The 17,269-nt window shown below is 37.3% G+C and carries 17 protein-coding genes; 12 read left to right on the top strand and 5 right to left on the bottom strand.

Annotated elements, in window-relative coordinates:
- Nucleotides 1–7: 7 nt before the first annotated feature.
- From AC2CGR_RS21125 to AC2CGR_RS21080, 10 genes are all read left to right on the top strand, one after another.
- Nucleotides 8–1,438 carry a HAMP domain-containing sensor histidine kinase gene (locus AC2CGR_RS21125; RefSeq protein ID WP_087968690.1) on the top strand — a complete coding sequence of 477 codons (1,431 nt, stop codon included), beginning with the start codon at nt 8–10 and terminating at the stop codon, nt 1,436–1,438.
- Nucleotides 1,439–1,504: 66 nt separating this feature from the next.
- Complete coding sequence (locus AC2CGR_RS21120; RefSeq protein WP_087968691.1) at nt 1,505–2,287, top strand: DUF3919 family protein; 783 nt, start codon at nt 1,505–1,507, stop codon at nt 2,285–2,287.
- On the top strand, nt 2,284–3,318 hold the full coding sequence (locus AC2CGR_RS21115; protein WP_087968692.1) for an ABC transporter substrate-binding protein: 1,035 nt from the start codon (nt 2,284–2,286) through the stop codon (nt 3,316–3,318). The genes AC2CGR_RS21120 and AC2CGR_RS21115 overlap by 4 nt, the downstream gene beginning before the upstream one ends.
- A 19-nt stretch (nt 3,319–3,337) precedes the next feature.
- Nucleotides 3,338–4,672, top strand: coding sequence for an MFS transporter (gene pgtP / locus AC2CGR_RS21110; RefSeq protein WP_029441040.1), 1,335 nt, complete (start codon nt 3,338–3,340; stop codon nt 4,670–4,672).
- Nucleotides 4,673–4,912: 240 nt separating this feature from the next.
- Nucleotides 4,913–6,106 carry an efflux RND transporter periplasmic adaptor subunit gene (locus AC2CGR_RS21105; RefSeq protein ID WP_484481115.1) on the top strand — a complete coding sequence of 398 codons (1,194 nt, stop codon included), beginning with the start codon at nt 4,913–4,915 and terminating at the stop codon, nt 6,104–6,106.
- The gene (locus tag AC2CGR_RS21100) at nt 6,103–6,783 is read left to right on the top strand and encodes an ABC transporter ATP-binding protein (protein WP_000631615.1); all 681 of its coding nucleotides are present in this window, start codon (nt 6,103–6,105) and stop codon (nt 6,781–6,783) included. Before AC2CGR_RS21105 ends, AC2CGR_RS21100 begins: the two co-directional genes overlap by 4 nt.
- Complete coding sequence (locus AC2CGR_RS21095; RefSeq protein WP_000054356.1) at nt 6,780–7,982, top strand: ABC transporter permease; 1,203 nt, start codon at nt 6,780–6,782, stop codon at nt 7,980–7,982. Before AC2CGR_RS21100 ends, AC2CGR_RS21095 begins: the two co-directional genes overlap by 4 nt.
- 127 nt (nt 7,983–8,109) lie before the next feature.
- Nucleotides 8,110–8,808 carry a YknW family membrane protein gene (gene yknW / locus AC2CGR_RS21090; protein ID WP_087968694.1) on the top strand — a complete coding sequence of 233 codons (699 nt, stop codon included), beginning with the start codon at nt 8,110–8,112 and terminating at the stop codon, nt 8,806–8,808.
- Between the two features lie 16 nt (nt 8,809–8,824).
- A complete protein-coding gene (gene yknW, locus AC2CGR_RS21085) occupies nt 8,825–9,505 on the top strand; it encodes a YknW family membrane protein (RefSeq protein ID WP_087968695.1) in 681 nt (226 codons plus the stop codon).
- A 218-nt stretch (nt 9,506–9,723) separates the two neighbouring features.
- Nucleotides 9,724–10,194, top strand: coding sequence for a sigma-70 family RNA polymerase sigma factor (locus AC2CGR_RS21080; protein ID WP_270184650.1), 471 nt, complete (start codon nt 9,724–9,726; stop codon nt 10,192–10,194).
- Between the two features lie 55 nt (nt 10,195–10,249).
- Here the strand turns inward: AC2CGR_RS21080 and AC2CGR_RS21075 are convergent, their stop codons facing one another.
- Nucleotides 10,250–10,756, bottom strand: coding sequence for a competence protein ComK (locus AC2CGR_RS21075; protein WP_001001401.1), 507 nt, complete (start codon nt 10,754–10,756; stop codon nt 10,250–10,252).
- A gap of 194 nt (nt 10,757–10,950) precedes the next feature.
- On the opposite strand from AC2CGR_RS21075, the gene AC2CGR_RS21070 reads away from it, so the two are divergent.
- Complete coding sequence (locus tag AC2CGR_RS21070) at nt 10,951–11,349, top strand: DUF4359 domain-containing protein (protein ID WP_484481114.1); 399 nt, start codon at nt 10,951–10,953, stop codon at nt 11,347–11,349.
- Nucleotides 11,350–11,521: 172 nt separating this feature from the next.
- Here AC2CGR_RS21070 and AC2CGR_RS21065 read toward each other — a convergent pair whose 3' ends face one another.
- Both AC2CGR_RS21065 and AC2CGR_RS21060 read right to left on the bottom strand, forming a co-directional pair.
- On the bottom strand, nt 11,522–11,737 hold the full coding sequence (locus AC2CGR_RS21065) for a DUF2922 domain-containing protein (protein ID WP_484481113.1): 216 nt from the start codon (nt 11,735–11,737) through the stop codon (nt 11,522–11,524).
- Between the two features lie 84 nt (nt 11,738–11,821).
- Nucleotides 11,822–12,046, bottom strand: a complete 225-nt coding sequence (locus AC2CGR_RS21060) for a DUF1659 domain-containing protein (protein WP_061686765.1) — start codon at nt 12,044–12,046, stop codon at nt 11,822–11,824.
- Nucleotides 12,047–12,155: 109 nt separating this feature from the next.
- Between AC2CGR_RS21060 and AC2CGR_RS21055 the strand changes: the two genes are divergently transcribed.
- Nucleotides 12,156–12,641: a VanZ family protein gene (locus AC2CGR_RS21055; RefSeq protein WP_001080719.1), complete on the top strand. Its 486-nt coding sequence runs from the start codon at nt 12,156–12,158 to the stop codon at nt 12,639–12,641.
- Between the two features lie 177 nt (nt 12,642–12,818).
- On the opposite strand, the gene AC2CGR_RS21050 is transcribed toward AC2CGR_RS21055, so the two are convergent.
- Entirely contained in the window at nt 12,819–15,575 is a 2,757-nt protein-coding gene (locus AC2CGR_RS21050; protein ID WP_484481112.1) for a DEAD/DEAH box helicase, read from the bottom strand.
- On the bottom strand, nt 15,559–17,178 hold the full coding sequence (locus AC2CGR_RS21045; protein ID WP_484481111.1) for an SWIM zinc finger family protein: 1,620 nt from the start codon (nt 17,176–17,178) through the stop codon (nt 15,559–15,561). The genes AC2CGR_RS21050 and AC2CGR_RS21045 overlap by 17 nt, the downstream gene beginning before the upstream one ends.
- Nucleotides 17,179–17,269 lie beyond the last annotated feature (91 nt).

Genomic DNA, 17,269 nt, shown 5'->3' with positions numbered 1-17,269 from the left:
TGATGGGATGTCTTTAAAAAGAAATATGGTGTTTGGAATCGTTGGACTGTTAATCCCGATATTTGTTCTTTTGTACGCAGTTGTTTATATTACGTTAGAAAAGAATATGTATCATAACGCAGCAAATTCTTTAGAAAAGTTAAGTGTAGAAGCACAAATTTATACGATGAATTATTTAGAGAAGGAAGCAGAGGTAGAGACGCTCGGTCCTAATTCACTTTTAATTGCTTCGTATTTAGCAAAGCGCATGGATGTCCGTGTACAGATGATTGGAAAGAATGGGGATGTTGTTGCCGATACGCAAAAGGGAGCACTTCTTCATCGGAATATTGATATTGAGAGCTCTTTGAAGGGGAAGAAATCTTATGTTTTTGAAGAGGGAGACCCAGCTCCAATTCTTTTGTTTTCAAGCCCAGTTTATTATGGAAACGATGTCATTGGAAGTGTTCGTTTTATAAATGAGTTAACGGGTGAGAAGGAAGTTTTAACAAATGTCGGTTGGACGTTCTTAATGACCTCTCTTTGTCTCGTAGCTGCGGGTATTTTCTTTGCAATTCGTTTGGCGAAGTCTCTTCATAAGCCGATTGATCAGTTAAGACAAATGGCGCACCGGCTTGCAAATGGTGATTATAAAAGTAAGATTGAGCTAAATGAATATGTGGAAATTGCGCAGCTTTCAGCGTCTTTTAATGCAATGGCCGATGGAATTGAACTGCATATTAAGCAATTGAAAGAGGAGAAAGAGAAGCAGAAAGATTTCCTAGACCGCATTACGCATGAGCTAAAAACACCGCTAACGGCGATTATTGGCTATGTGGATTTAATTCCGAAGTTAAAGGCGAAGGAAGATGTACAGGAGAGCCTGCGTTATGTGGCTGTAGAAAGTGAGCGTTTATTATCACTTGTAGAGGAATTACTTAAGTCTTCAAAGTACGGGACGAGTACGTTTGAAATATCACCTACAGTTGTGAATATAAAAGAATTAGCCGAAGAAGCAGTTTCAATTGTGAAACCTCGCCTACAGAAATTTGAGATTGAAGTTATCAATGAGTTAACAGATGTACATGTTGTTGCTGATTTCGATAAGACGAAACAGATCTTCTTAAATGTACTTGATAATGCGATAAAATATAGCGATGCTACGCAAATTCGTATGAATGTAATTATAAATGAACGTGAGGCAAAAGTTTTTGTTCATGATGATGGCATTGGTATAGATGAAGGTGTGCTGGCAGAGTGGAATGAATCGCCAGAAGGAAAGGTACTTCCTTCTAGTTATGGGAATGGTTATGGTTTGTATATTTGTCAGGAGATTATGAATAAGCAGGGCGGAAGTATGCGGATTGAGAGTAGTGAAGAAATAGGAACTACAATATTTATTACATTCTTGCTTCCGAGACGGGTGGAAGACATAAAAAACTTGAAAGCGGTTAAATGATACATTTATGAAACAATTATGCGGTATTTTCGAAACAACGTTTTTTTATCTTGGAGGTAGGCAGAAATGAAAAGGCTATCATTTCAAATTCTTATATTTGTCCTTTGTATAATTGTTTCTCTTATTTTGTTTTATGTGATGGAGAAGCGAATATATAATCGGATCACAATCGTGAATGACAAACAAGCTGTTTTACAGAGAGTGAATGAATCCCTGCCTACTGAAATGAAGGTTAGGCATGAAAAGTGGGGAGAAATTGTTATAACGGATGAAGTTCGTTTGCATACGATTGTTTCATTCTTTGACCGAATTCAAATAAATCCGAGTGAAGCTAAGAATCAAGAACAAGTATTTACTGGAGAAGTAACGTACTTGAATGGACAGAAACGTACTTTTGCAGTAGGTGACTTGTTCCAGTACGGGGCTGATATGTACGGAAAGAATGGTACGGATCCAATGATTTCAGCATTTCAAACGTATTTGTTAAGCCTGTATTACACACCAGAACGTATTCGTGATTTTTTTGCGTCAGCGCAAGATGTCATAGTACGCCAAGGTGATGTAGAACGTGCGATGAATCTTACGCACATACTTGATTCGATTCGGTACGCAAAGCAAATTACAGATTACGGAGAAATCCAGAAGTTATTACAATCACAGAATGAACCGATCGCTTATATTACCGCTTATAAAATTGGTAAGCATATAAAGAATGAGCGTGAAGACATTCTTACTATTTCTGTGTATCCATCGTATTTTGTTGTGCAATATCTCGGTGATAATAATGGGAATGTCATGTATATGAAAAGCTCCCTCGCAAATTTATTTGTAAAGGAGAATGTGTCATGAGAAAGATAGCCTTTTTCTTCTTTTTGCTAGTAATTGGAGGAGCGATGTCTAGTTGCTCTCGAGATACAACCTCTATTAAATATAATAAAAGTGGTCTCCCTATTTTGGATGATCGTCATCTTGTTGCCTATGTAGCGGCTCGCGAGGAAGTTGGGGAAGCGTTGCTTTCATCGTTTTGTAAACCACGCGGCTGTACGTATGAATTTATTCGTCTTTCGACAGAAGAGCTTCTTCGGAGGGTAGAAGAGGAAGCTGGAAATCCGAAAGCGGATATTATTATTGGCGGTACGGTAGACGCACATCAAATGATGAAGCGAAAAAACCTATCTATTCCTGTTACGAGTCAGCATGCGAATCGTATTTCAAAAACTGTTAAAGATAAAGACGGTTATTGGTACGGTTATGAAGTAGAGAAGCTGGCAATTGCGATCAATAAAGAGCGGTGGAACGAAGAAATAGCACCGCTCGGACTTCCTTATCCATCAAGGTGGCAAGATTTATTAAATCCAGTATATAAGGAAAAGATTATTATGCCAGATCCAAATGTATCAGGAACAGCATATACGTTTTTTCAATCACTTATTGATACTGTAGGTGAAGAGGAAGCGAAAGAATATGTTAAGAACTTTGCAGGGCAAGTTGGTGAAGTAACGGTGAATGGTTACATACCAGTAGAGCTTGTTGCGAGCGGTGAGTATATGATAGGCATCAATTTCATGGGAGACCAGAGAATGCTTCAAAAACAAGGGTTTCCAGTTGTAAGTATTGTACCTGAGCAAACAGGGTTATCTGTTAATGCGATTTCGAAACTAAAACGTGCACCGAATGGTATTATTGCGGATTTATTTATTGATTATTGTTTATCAGAAGAAGCGGGTCACATTTTAGAAAAGGTTTCGTTTGGCGTGCCAACGATGTTTGCGAAGAACGAGAAAGAAATAGAAGGACAGCCGGTTAGAAGAACAAACCAAAATATATCAAATAGCGGAATAATCGAGATATGGAATAGACAACGTCTCTCTCAGAAGTGAGAAAAGGAGACGAAAGAATATGTTTAAATGGCTCAAGCCAGCACCTGCAATTGAAAGATTGCCTGCGGATATGATCGACCGTGTATATCGATTATTACGTATTCGTGTGTTAATCGGAATTTCAGTTGGATATGCTGCTTATTATTTAGTTCGTAGTAACTTTACGTTATCAAGTACGTATTTAGTACAAGAATATGGCTTTAGTACAGCTGAAATTGGTCTACTAGGTTCAGTAATGGCAATTGTTTATGGATTTAGTAAGTTTTTTATGGGGAATTTATCGGATAAAGCTTTCGCCCAGCGCTTTATCGCGGTCGGTTTATTTTTATCAGGGCTTGTAAATATTTGCTTCGGTTTTGCATCTTCATTTGGGATGATTGTTACATTACTTGTTGTTAACGGTATTGTACAAGGTATGGGAGCACCACCTTGTAGTATTGTTATGACGAAATGGTTCTCGAAGAAAGAGCGCGGTACGAAAACAGGTATTTGGAATATTTCACATAACGTTGGTGGAATGCTTGTACCACCACTTGTCGGAATTGGTGTAGGTATTTTTGGTGAAAATCATTGGCAAGGCGGCGTGTTTATTTTCCCAGCGATTATCGCAATGGTAATTTCAGTTCTTGTTTGGATTAATGCGAAGGATACACCAGAATCAGAAGGTCTTCCTCCAATTGATGAGTATCGTAATGACTATGAAAATCTTGAAAAAGCAGACAATGCTAACAAGATGTCACCAAAAGAAATTTTAATGAAGTATGTAGTGAAAAATAAATTTGTATGGTTCTTATGTATTGCAAATGCATTTGTTTATTTAATTCGCTTCGGTGTTATTAACTGGGTTCCACTTTATTTAACGACAGTTAAAGGTTTCTCAAAAAATGAAGCACACGCGGCGTACGCAATCTTTGAAGGTATGGCAATTCCAAGTTCATTAATCGTTGGTCTTTTAAGTGATAAATTATTTAAAGGAAAACGTATGCCATTATGTATCATTAGTATGGTCGGAGTTGTAATTGGTACTTTTGTATATTGGCAAGCAACTAGCATACTTGTTGTAAGTATTGCAGTTTCTATTATCGGTTGTTTAATTTATGTACCACAGTTCTTAATCGGTTTAAGTGCGATGGAATTAGTACCGAAATTTGCAGTAGGTACGACAGTTGGTATGTGTGGTCTGTTCGGTTATGTAGGCGGAAGCCTTGTAGCGAACGCAGCAATTGGTGTTATTGTTGATCGTTCTGGCTGGGATGGTTGTTTCATTTTACTATTAACAGGTGCCATTTTATCAACAATCTTCTTGTTCATCGTTCAACGTGGACATGAGAGCAAAGCACCTAAAGCGGCGTAATATTTTGTTTAAAAAGCTATCCAATTATCATTTTGGATAGCTTTTCTTATATTCATATAACCTTTCCTTAAATCTATCTTAAAAGACAATATGTCATATTTCTAATCATTGGAATTTTTGTTACAATATAAATGAATGTGTAAAACTTTGTAAAAAGAATGTAATAATATGTAATTCTTTTTCAGAAAGTTTTATACAATTTTTATATTAAACTATTAAGTTATAAAAAGGAGAGAGACTATGGTACCAAATACGGTTCGTACTCCAAACAAGAAGAAGAAATGGATTATTATCGGGGTTATTGCACTAATTATTATTGTAGCAGCAGTTAATATTTTTATTATGCAAGGCAAGAAGAAGGGGGCATCAACATCTGCTGATGCTGTAAGTTTTGAGAAAGTGACAGAGCGTAAGCTGAATAATACGAAGTTAATTTCTGGTCAGGTGAAACCTGGGAATATTGAAAGTTTTTATGCGGATCCGGCCAAAGGAAAAGTGAAAAACATTGAGGTAAAAGAAGGACAAGAGGTAGAGAAAGGTACGAAGTTATTCTCTTATGATAATGAAGAGATTAATTTGCAAATGAAGCAAGCTGAGCTTGATCAGAAGGTGGCAGATATGCGTTATGATCAAGGGGAGAAGAAAATTAATTCGCTCAAGAAAGAAATTAAGAAGGCGAAAGATAGCGGAGCTGGGAAAGAAGTAACAGATCCGATGGAAGAGCAAGTAAGTGAATTAGAGATGGCTCAAAAGACAACTGATCTTGAGAAAGAAAAAGGGAAGTTGCAGAAAGAAGAGTTAAGTAAAAAGCAGAACGAACTTACGATTTATAGTAACTTTGCTGGTGTTGTTCAAAAGTTAGATAAAGATGCGGCACAAAGTTCATCTCAAGCGTTAGGTGGTCAAGGGAAAGCCTTCTTACAAGTGGCTTCTAAAGATCCGTTTCAAGTGCAAGGGACGTTAACTGAGCTTCAGAAGTCACAAATTCAACCAGATCAAACATTTACTGTAACTGCGAAAGCAAATAATAAGAAGAAGTGGACGGGTAAGATTACAGAAGTAAGTGAGTTCCCAACGAGTGCAGAGATGGCTCAAGCTGGTGGTATGGGTGAAGCGACTCAAAATATGTCTCAATATACATATAAAGCAAGTCTTGATAGTCAAGATGGTTTATCTCCAGGTTATCACGTTTCATTGCAAGTAAATTTAGAGAATAAGACAATGGTTGCTGTTCCGACTAAGAGCATTATAGAAAAAGACGATGATGCATTTGTTTATGTTGAGGATAAAGGAAAGCTTCGTAAACAAAATGTGAAAAAAGGTTCTACTGATGGAGACTGGACAGAAGTTGTAGAAGGCGTAACAGTGGGGCAAAAGGTGGTTAAAAATCCTTCCGACGATGTGTATGACGGAATGGAAGTGAAAGAGAAATGATTACGTTAAATAATATTGCTAAAACGTATTATCAAGGAAAATTGGCAGTGCCGATTTTGCATGGTATTAGTTTAACAATTCAAGGCGGTGAGTTCGTTTCCATTATGGGACCGTCTGGTTCTGGTAAATCAACGCTTATGAATATTATCGGTTGTTTAGATCGTCCAACAGAAGGCGAATATATGCTGAATGATGTGAATATCTTAACAGCAGATGAGTCAAAGCTTGCTTTAATTCGTAATGAATATATCGGTTTTGTGTTTCAGCATTTTAACTTGCTTCCGCGTCTTTCGGCAGTTGAAAATGTTGAGCTTCCGCTCGTATATGGTGGCATAAAGAAAGCAGAGCGTCGCAAGCGTGCTTTAGAGGCATTAGGTAAAGTTGGATTAGCAGACCGCGTGCATCATTTACCGAATGAATTGTCAGGTGGACAGAAGCAGCGTGTAGCAATTGCAAGAGCGATCGCGAATAATCCAACGTTCATTATGGCTGATGAGCCGACTGGTGCGCTTGATACGAAATCTGGTGAGCAAGTTATGGATATTTTTACGAAGCTTAATGCAGAAGGTACAACAATTGTTATGGTTACGCATGAAGAGGAAGTAGCAGCGTATTCTTCCCGACGCATTGTACTGCGAGATGGGAAAATTACAGAAGATAGAAGGTGTGCGGTATGAGTTTACTAGATAGTATAAAAATTGCCCTCTCTTCTATTTTAGCTCATAAACTGCGTTCAGCTCTTACGATGCTCGGTATTATTATCGGCGTTGGTTCTATTATTACTGTCGTTGCAATTGGGCAAGGCGGGGAAGCGATGCTGAAATCGAAATTCGCAGGTTCTGGTGGTAATAACCTAATGCCAATTCAATTTAAAGCAGATATTAATGATGAGTTTGCTATGGGCGGATTTCAAATACCGAAGTTAACGGAAGAGGATATTTTGGAAGTGAAACAAGTGAAAGACGTTTCACACGTTATTACGACAAACCAGAATTCAGAGGTGCTTGATGTAAATGATAAAAAAGCAAATCTGAATATTATTGGTCTTGATAATGAATATTTTGCGGTTAATAAAGTAAAGGTCGTAAAGGGACGTACTTTAAGTGAATCAGATATTACTCATGCAAATAATGTTGTGATGATTAGTACAAAAACAGAGGAAACATTATTTAAGGACGTAAACCCAGTTGGACAAATTATTGAGATGAAGGGGCAACCAATGCAAATTATTGGTGTGTATAAATCTGATAATGAGTTTATGGGATTTGAAATGGAAGAAGCGTTAATCCCCCTTACATTATGGCCTGTTTTATATGGAACAGATGATATTCAAAATATCGCAATTCAAGCTAAAAATGTAGATGACTTAGAAGCAGCGGGGAAAAAAGCTGTTGATGTGTTAAATAGTCGTAAGCCAAGTGAAATTCCAGGTAAATATGAACTGGTAAATTTAAAAGAATTCCAAGAAAATGTTTCTAAAGTAACTGGTATTATGACGATGATCATCGGCGGTATTGCAGGTATTTCATTAGTCGTTGGTGGTATCGGTGTTATGAATATTATGCTCGTATCTGTAACGGAGCGTACGCGCGAAATTGGAATACGTAAAGCACTTGGGGCAACGCGTAGTAAAATTTTATTACAGTTTTTAATTGAAGCAGTTATGTTAACACTTCTAGGTGGTTTAATTGGAATTGGTCTTGGATATGGCGGAGCATATATCGTTTCCACATTCGCAAAATGGCCACCACTCGTTTCATGGGAAGTTGTCGTTGGAGGCGTACTGTTCTCTATGACACTCGGTATTATCTTTGGATTAATTCCAGCAAACAAAGCTGCGAAATTAGATCCGATTGAAGCATTACGTTATGAATAAGTAATAGTGTAGTAGAGAGGGGGGCTCTCTACTGCACATTACCGTTCTAGTGGGCGGTTCGTAGCCTCTATATGAGGAAGTGAACCGCCCGTTAGAACGGGTTATATAAATGGAAGGAGGCGTTATAATGGAAGCAAATGTGAATACACAAAAAGCTGGCAGCGAGAAGCCATCATTGTTTGGAATGATTACTTCTCCTGGTTTACAGTTTGAGAGAATGAAGACGAGCGAGAAAGTTTGGGGTATGTTCTTCTTAATGGCGCTATTACAAGGGCTTTTAAGTGGTCTTACTACGTACGTTACGAATACGTCACCTGAGATGGTGAAAATGAAAAAAGAACTAGGTGAATTTGCGGGACAGAGTTCACTGACATCCGACGTTATTTCTGGTATGGTGTCGGGTGCTGTAGGTGGTATGTTTGCAATCATTGTTGTAGCAGCTATCTATAAAGTATTTATGATGTTCTATGGGAATGATACCTCTTATAAAAAATTAGTAACGATTATTGTATATGCGAATATTGTTGCTATTATTGGTGGATTTATTAATGGAATTATAGCTTTAATTTTAGGTGAAGCACCAAATGCATATACAAGTTTAGGACCACTATTTGAGCAAGGTTCACTAGCTTATGGAATCGGTAATACAATTGAAGTGTTCTATTTATGGAATATCGTTTTAATTTGGTTAGGACTGCAAATTACAGCAGGAGTAAGTAAAGTGAAAGCAGCAATTCCAATTATCGTTTTATTCATCCTTAAAGCGTTATTCTTAGCAGCGATTGTTATGTTAATTGCGGCATTTTTACCAAATATGCCAGTATAAATAAGGAGGCGTTATAATGGAAGCGAATATTAATACGCAAGATGTAGGTTCAAAAAAGCCATCATTATTAGGGATGATTACTTCTCCAGGTGAACAGTTTGAGAGAATGAAGACGAAAAGTCCGGTTTGGGTAGCATTTCTCTTGTTTGTTCTAATCGGAACGGTTACGACAGCGGCGGTATTTTATTTATCAGTGGTTAATACCCCAGAAGTGGCAAAAGAATTGAATGGCCAAGATGGGCAAATGGTAAAATGGTTTGCGCTTGGTGGCGGGGCAATTTTCGGTGCAATTGGAACACCTATCGGGCTCTTTATTGCAGCAGGTTTTTATAAAGTGATTATGATGTTAATGGGAAATGATACTCCTTACATGAAGATATTATCTATTTACTTATACGCTAATCTTGTTTTCTACATTGGTGGATTGTTAAATGTAGGATTAAGTTTAATTTTCGATGGAAATGGAACAGATTCTTATACAAGTTTAGCTCCTTTATTTGAAAAAGGGACAGTGTTAAATGGTATTGCATCTTCAATTGAAATTTTTAATATTTGGAGTTTAATTTTAACTGGATTAGGATTACATATTGTGGCCGGTTTAAGCAAGAAAAAAGCGACAATTTTAATTGTAATTTTCTTTATTCTAACAATAGGATTAGGTTTCCTAAAAGGTTTAGCAAATGGTTTTGGCGCATAATATGATTGGATTAAAAGGTGACTCTTTCTAGAGTCACCTTTTTTATTTTTATCCTTATTTCAAATACGACCAGCAGAATTTCAAATTCTACTTCATGTAATTTCAAATTTCAGCGATAGTATTTGAAATTACTCACAGTGAATTCGCTTCTTTATTTTTATATTGTGGAGGTACCGGCGGAATAACAAAGAGGTATACCTTTTAGAAGTGGGTACTATGTGAAACCAGCAACTTTTAAAGAGGCAGTTGTGTTGTATGAAGGGTTGATTGTAAATCAAATAAAGAAGTTAGGGATTTATCAAGATTATGAAGAGTATTATCAATGTGGGTTAATCGGTCTTTGGCATGCGTATGAAAAGTTTGATGCGGAGAAAGGGAGTTTTCCTGCATATGCAGTTGTAACGGTACGTGGTTATATATTGGAGAGATTGAAAAAAGAATTCACAGTGCAAGAAAAGTGTGTATGTGTAGGAGAGTATGAGGATATCTTTCATTTTGAAGATATTGAAATGAAAGTGAAGGATTTTATGAGTGTATTAGATGAGAAGGAGAAGTATATTATTTTTGAACGTTTTTTTGTAGGGAAAACGATGGGAGAAATCGCTTTAGAGACAGAGATGACCTATTATCAAGTGAGATGGGTGTATCGGCAAGCGCTTGAGAAAATGCGAAATAGCTTAAGAGGATAAATATTGTCATAAGAATGGAAGGCAAGGGATATTGCTTTCCATTCTATTTATTTTGTTAAGGTAGTAAATGTAATAAGAGGTTTTTGAATTGTAGTGAATCTTGCATGTTCATACGTGATAATACGTATCCGGCTTTTAATAATTGTTGTTTTAACTTATGGGGACTGATATGTATGGTTGTAGTAGTACCATTTGAAAAATGAATGGTAGCTTTTTTACTTTTTTTCAAAAATTCTATGTCATCTATATGGTTATAAAACAGCCATATACAGTTTGGAGAAGAAGGAGATTCTGTTGGGAAAGCACAAATATATTCTCTATGATTAATTGGAATTGGAACATTTTGTTTGAATTTAAAGTTTGTTTGAACTGCATTACGTCTGCCTTGATAAGTAGAATGAACATTGGCTAGACAAGATTGCTTGATGAGTTGGAGAGCAGTTTGACAGGAGTAAAGATGGTTCCCGCTACTGTCGATAATTTTGGTACGATAATAAGGGTGCTTGTATGGTTCCAGCATCATTGTAGAATTAGAAATAATAATATCATTTTCTTCATTCATAAATTTGATTCCCCCTTTATGAATGTTGATAATTCTATATATAATTATATACTGATTAAGTAAATTGATTGTTAATATTCTGTTTCGTATTGTAAACTTTGGTTATTCGTTTACAATCAAGAGATGATAGCTTTTCTAATTTGCATCGCTTGTACATATATATGAAAATAGAAAAGAGTAGGCGGTGAGATAATATGAAGAAAAAGTATATTATTATGGCTCTAGTTGTTGTTCTTCTAGTATATTTGGCAAATAGTAATCCGAGTAAAGGTGAATATACGGATTGGGCAGCAAAGCAGTTTATGAAACGTAATGATGTAAGTAAGAAGCTAGACGAAGTTCAAAAGGAAAATGAAGAGGGTCTCCTTGGTGATTTAGCATCGGCTGGTAAGAAGTTGGCGAAAAAATATGTTGAGCCGCAAGTTGGATTATTAATCGATCATTATACGAAGCGAGATGATTATATATTCTTCTCAACATATAAGACGGAATTTGATATTGGCGGAGAACATTATAAATATGTATGCGTCGGTTTTTCAAAAATCTTTATTCCAGTTGAAATGCCGAAGAAAAAAGACGAATCTGCAAAATGATGCAGATTCGTCTTTTTTGTTTATCCGACTTTAATGGGCAGTAAGACCCCCACCTCAAAATGCAGCGAAAGCAAAGAAGTTAGGTGTGGGATCAACTGCCCATTAAAGTCCGATTGGTTCAACTAATAATCAGTGGGGGATGAAGAAAACCCCCACTGATTAAAGTTTCACTTTATAAGGTAATGGGAACTTCAGATACATTTCTTTCTACGAGACGGGCTCCTTTTTTTCGGGCATTTTCATTAATTGATGAAAATACAGATGAGGCAAGGATCGTATCCATTACTTGATTTACGACTTGTGCATCGATGGGTATGATAGGTTTCTCGATAGAAAAAACAACTGTTTTTCCATCTTCTTTCGCGAAAATCAATTCTAGTACTTGCATATGTTATTTCCTCCTTTTTATTTATCTAGCTGTTAGTGTTGGCTAACAATTAGAGGGGATCCCCCCTCTGATTACAGTCTCATCTTATAGGCTAGAAAGATCTGATGTACTAACAAGTTGTACAGCGTGAAGTGGTGATGCTTGTAAAGAAGCTAGAGCACGTGCTACGTTTTGTACTTGCTCTAAGTTTGGGTTTGTTTTTACGCGCTTAAATTGTTTGTTCTTAAAAACTGTTTTTCCGTTCTTATCTAATCCATTGTTTAAGACAAGACGTAAAGTTAAATCCATTACGATTGTATCGACTGCCATGTTTATCCCCCCTTTCACTATATAAATAGGGCGTGAATGTCATGTTTTGGCGTGAAATGTATTCTTTTTTTTGGTACTCTTAAAAGACTAAGAGAGGGGTTTCGGAAGAATGAATCGTAAATGGTTATTTTGGATTCCTGTTTTACTATGGATGGGGCTGATTTTCTATTCCTCGGCACAACCGTATAAAAAGCAGGATATGCGTTCAGATATTGAACAATATGTAAATGTGGAGTTTGTGAAAGAGCATTTTTCATGGGTATCTATCGATTACGGCGGTGGTACACCTGTTAGCATTGCAAATAAAGGTGTAGGTGGATTTATTGAGTTTTTCCTTCGTAAAGGTGCTCATTTTATGGTGTTCTTTATGCTCGGTTCATTGACGTATTACGCTTTTTATCGATTGGGCTATTCGAGAAAAAGGTGTTTTATATACGCTCTCCTTTTCGTTGCTGGATATGCAACATTTGATGAAATTCATCAATGGACTACGGGAGATCGTACACCGATGTGGCAAGATTCATTATTGGATACGTGCGGCGGATTAACAGGGATTATAATAAGTAATTGGTTTTGGAATAGAAAAAGGAGCTAATCTCGAAAGATTAGCTCCTTTTGTTTATCCCGCTTTAATGGGCAGTAAGACCCCGACCTCAAAATTCAGCGAGAGCAAAGAAGTTAGGTGGGGGGCGGGCTACCCATAAAAGTCCGATTGGTTAGGGCTGATAATCAGTGTGGGATGAAGAAAACCCCCACTGATTAAAGTTTCACTTTATACACCAAGCAATTCTTTTAGTTCATCTGTAGATAGTTCTGTCATCCAACTATCGCTTGTAATGACGGCGTTGTTTAATGATTGTTTTCTTTCTAACATTTCATCGATTTTTTCTTCAAGTGTCCCCGTTGTAATGAGTTTATGAACGTGAACGAAGCGCTTTTGACCAATGCGATATGCGCGGTCTGTTGCTTGGTTTTCTACAGCTGGATTCCACCAACGATCATAGTGAATGACATGGTTGGCAGCTGTTAAGTTTAAGCCTGTTCCACCTGCTTTTAACGATAAGATGAAAATGTCATACGTTCCGTTTTGGAACTGCTCGATCATTTTGTCACGTTCTTTCTTCGGTACACTACCGTTTAAGAAGAGGACGCGCTGACCGAAATGTTCTTCTAACACATTTTTTAGCATGTTCCCCATACCAATGTATTGTGTGAAGATCAAGCAACTCTCATTTTGATCTTTTATATTTTCAATTAGTTCCATTAGCGTGCTTGTTTTCATGGAACGTTCGATGATGTCTTTCGGTTCTGTTTCTTTTAAATAAAGAGCAGGGTGATTACAAATTTGTTTAAGTTTGTTCAGCATTAATAATATAAATCCGCGTCTTTCAATTCCGCTTAATCCCTCTACATTTTGCAATGTATCTTGAACAAGTTGTTCATATAAGGAAGCTTGTTCCCCAGTCAGTGGGCAGTAAGCTTTCTGTTCTTGTTTATCTGGTAAGTTTAATGCGACTGTTTGATCTTTCTTCGTACGGCGCAGTAAAAATGGTGAGATAAACCGTTGAACTTGCTGGATTTTTCCTTCGTCACGATCCTTTTCAATCGGTGAGACGAAGCGGCGCTGGAATTGCCCTAAGCTACCAAGATATCCATGATTAATGAAGTCGAAAATAGACCAAAGCTCGGCAAGGCGGTTTTCCATCGGTGTCCCAGTTAATGCGATTTTGTGATTTGCTTGCAAGTTTCGCACTGCTTTGGACTGTTTCGTATGTGGGTTTTTAATATTTTGTGCTTCATCCAAAATAACAGCATCCCAGCATAACGTACTAAGTTCTTCCTCATCAAGCTGAGCTAATGCATAAGATGTTAATACAACATCTGCTGATTGAAGGAAGTCTTTAAATGATTCCCCTTTAGCTCGGTTACTTCCATAATGTAACTGAACACGTAAATTCGGTGCAAAACGCTCAAATTCTTTTTGCCAATTTCCAAGAACAGATGTCGGTGCCACGATTAAAGCAGGACCTGTTTGGAGATTGTTCTCTTTTATATACAGTAAGTAAGTAATCGTTTGAATACTCTTTCCGAGTCCCATGTCATCAGCTAACAATGCGCCGAATCCAAGCTTTCTTAAATATAATAACCACTCAATGCCATGTTGTTGATACGGACGGAGTGTAGCGTTTAGTGAAGAAGGGACATCTACTTTTGGAATATCTCCAATGTGCAATAGTTTTTGGAATAGATCTTCATAATATCCATCTAGTTCAATTTCAATATCGGTAAACGGACTATCCTCTTCTACAATTTCTGTTTCAGCAGTGTTTGATAAATGTTGCTGAAGAACATCTTTCATTTCAAGTCCATACTTATCAGCACGATTCATGAGTTTTCGTACTTCTTCAATAAAGGCTGGATCTAGTCTCATCCATTGACCATTTATATTGAATAACCGTTTATTTTGTTCAACGAGTTCAAAAAATTCGCTTTCAGATAAATCAATGCCGTTCGTTGAGATGCGCCAGTCAAAATTAACGAGTGTATTCATGCCGAAGAAAGATTGCGTTTGCGTAGCATTTTGCTTCAGCTGCACACGTAATTTTGGTTTTGTCGCTTTTAAATTTTGCCACCAAGATGGTAATAAGATTGTAATACCTGCGGCGAGTAATTCGTTACTTGCTTCTGTTAAGAAGTTCCACGCTTCTGTTTCAAAGAGTTCACTTCGGAATGTATCACCGTCTTTTAACCATGGTACGAGCTTACTGAAGCCTTCTTGTGTTTCAAGAATACGTTTTTCATAATCGTGCCATCGTTTTGGTAAAGAATCGATACTCTCATATACATATATGCGATGTGCCCCGCGCTTTGGTGTAACAATTGTTTCAAGCTTCCACATTTCAAATTCTTCTTGTGGCTCTTGTAGTCGTAGTCCGATTGTAAAGGGAAGGTCATCTTCAATGTAACCAATTTTTCGAAGCCAATCTTCTTCATGTAGTGCAGCATCCAATTGTCTTTTCGTAAAGTCGTAATGTTCATAAAGTCTCTTTGCATCTTCCCATCCATCGTTTGAACGGTTATCTTGTAATATACTTTCATTTACAGCGGATGAGAAAAGAGATGCTAATGTGTCATCTTCAATCGGTGTATGTTGTACTTTCCAAGCTGGTTGTTTAGGCCAACGATCCATATCAGGTACGAAGCTACCGCTGACGAATGCATCCCACAATTCGTTCGCATCTTTCGTAAGTGCTGTAATAGGTCCGTTCATTTGAATACGGGCAAAGGAGTTCATCGGTTTATTAGCGATGTATTCAAATGCTTGTGCGTTTGTTAGCATAACACCTTGTTTTCCTTCAAAGGTTGCTTCTTTTAGAAACGTGCCGTAGAAGGAAGTGGAATGCCATGTAAATGCATTTCGTTTCCAACTGGTTACGGATAATGGAGTACCGCTATCATCTTCTCCCCAAAGGAACCAACCTTGACTAACATGCTGGAGCCTAATTGTTACTTCAGTTTGATTGATCATCGATTAATTTTCCTTTCCGTAATTCCTCTTGTAGTGCACGTAGACGTGAATGTAAGTTTGCGATGTGAATAATGAAGGCATCCCATTCATCGGTACGCTTTAATCGTTTATATAATGTACGTAATTTCTTTAAGTAACGAACTGCACGTCTATATGATTTGCGATTTCGCTCTTCAATTGCCTCTACAGCAGCAAGGTGATAAAGAGGAAGTGCCGCTTCTGGTGCTTCCTTTTCAATATCTTTCAGCGGCCCTTTCAAAAGTTCAATTGCTTCAAATCCATGTAAGAGCTGAAGTTCTGCCCATGTTCGATACTGCTTTTTCGCGAGTACGTATTGTTCATAGTTTGCGAAACTATATGGTAATAGCTCTTGCAAAATCATTTCGAGTCCAGCTTGTTCATTTGTATGTGTTGCATACGTTTCATACATGATGACGAATAAGCGAACAATATCTTTTATGAAAATCGTATTTTCTTGCTCATGTATCGTTGTTTTTACTTGTTTATACGTAAAGGAAAGCCAGTTTTTCGCACGATCCCATTTCATTGCATTTAACAACTCTTCTAACCAATAGAAGTACAAACTTACAACAGAAGCAGGCTGTTTCTTTAGTAAGTCCATCGCTAATAGGTCTTCATCATTTAAAAACAGTAGATGCGAAGATGCTAACGCTTTGGAAAGTGGATTCATTTTCGTATCGATTCGTTTTTCTTCTTCATGCAGCTGCTCTTTATTGTGTAACAGTTCACTCCATATGTGACGATAAATAAAAAATCTCTCTTGCGTATAGGCGTCAGTGGAGAAGAATACTTCGTGAACGAGACGAGCTGTTTCTTGCAAAATTGATTTAGACTCTGAAGGAATCGATTCTGATTGTAAGTCCCGAACGATGGCTTCTACTTTATCTACAAATAGGCGAACGACATTAACAGGCTGGTGATAAGAATACGTTTTATTTGCTTCAAAATCCTGAATTTCTTCTAATAATTTTTGAAAGCAATAAAGTGCTGCATGTAACCTGAACAATTCATGTATCACAACGATACGCGGAGCCTTCCGCTCAAGTTTCGTATAGAAGTCCGTAAAAATACTCATAAGAAAATACATTTGTTTATAAGTAAGCCGAGCTTGTTCTTTTTTAAATAATTCATATTCGTTATCAAAATATGATTGCCAACTTTTATAATCCGTTTCTTCAAAAGCTGATGATTGTAATACTTGTCTTGCAGTTCGAATAGGAGGAAGGGAAGGTTTCGTATTATTTTTAAATAAAGTTAATACATCTCCTACTTGCCCGAAACTAGATGCTGCCGATAGTAACACAGCGAGCATATGCTCACATTGCGTTGGTGCGAAGCAATCGCAATAGCTTTCAGCGACGTTACGAATCGGGATATGGACGCTATATACGCTGCCTTCAGCATCTACAGTTCCTGATAGCGTATAGCCATCAAAGTCAACGTTGTAGACAACACCACTACGATATAGGTGCCGAGCTGTAGCGACATGTTCCTGATCAGCTGTTTGCTGTGGATCTAGTCCTTGAACGAACTCATTCGCAATCATCATAATTTCATCTTTCGTAATTGAGTGTTGCAGCATAATATTCCTCCGTACACATATTTCTTTCCTTTACCATTATAAACAAAAAATGCTCAAAACAGAAAAAATGAAATTTAGATTACATTACTTG

The sequence above is a fragment of the Bacillus sp. LSHTCR4 genome, assembly GCF_057197025.1.
This window is presented reverse-complemented; position numbering and strand designations above follow the sequence as displayed.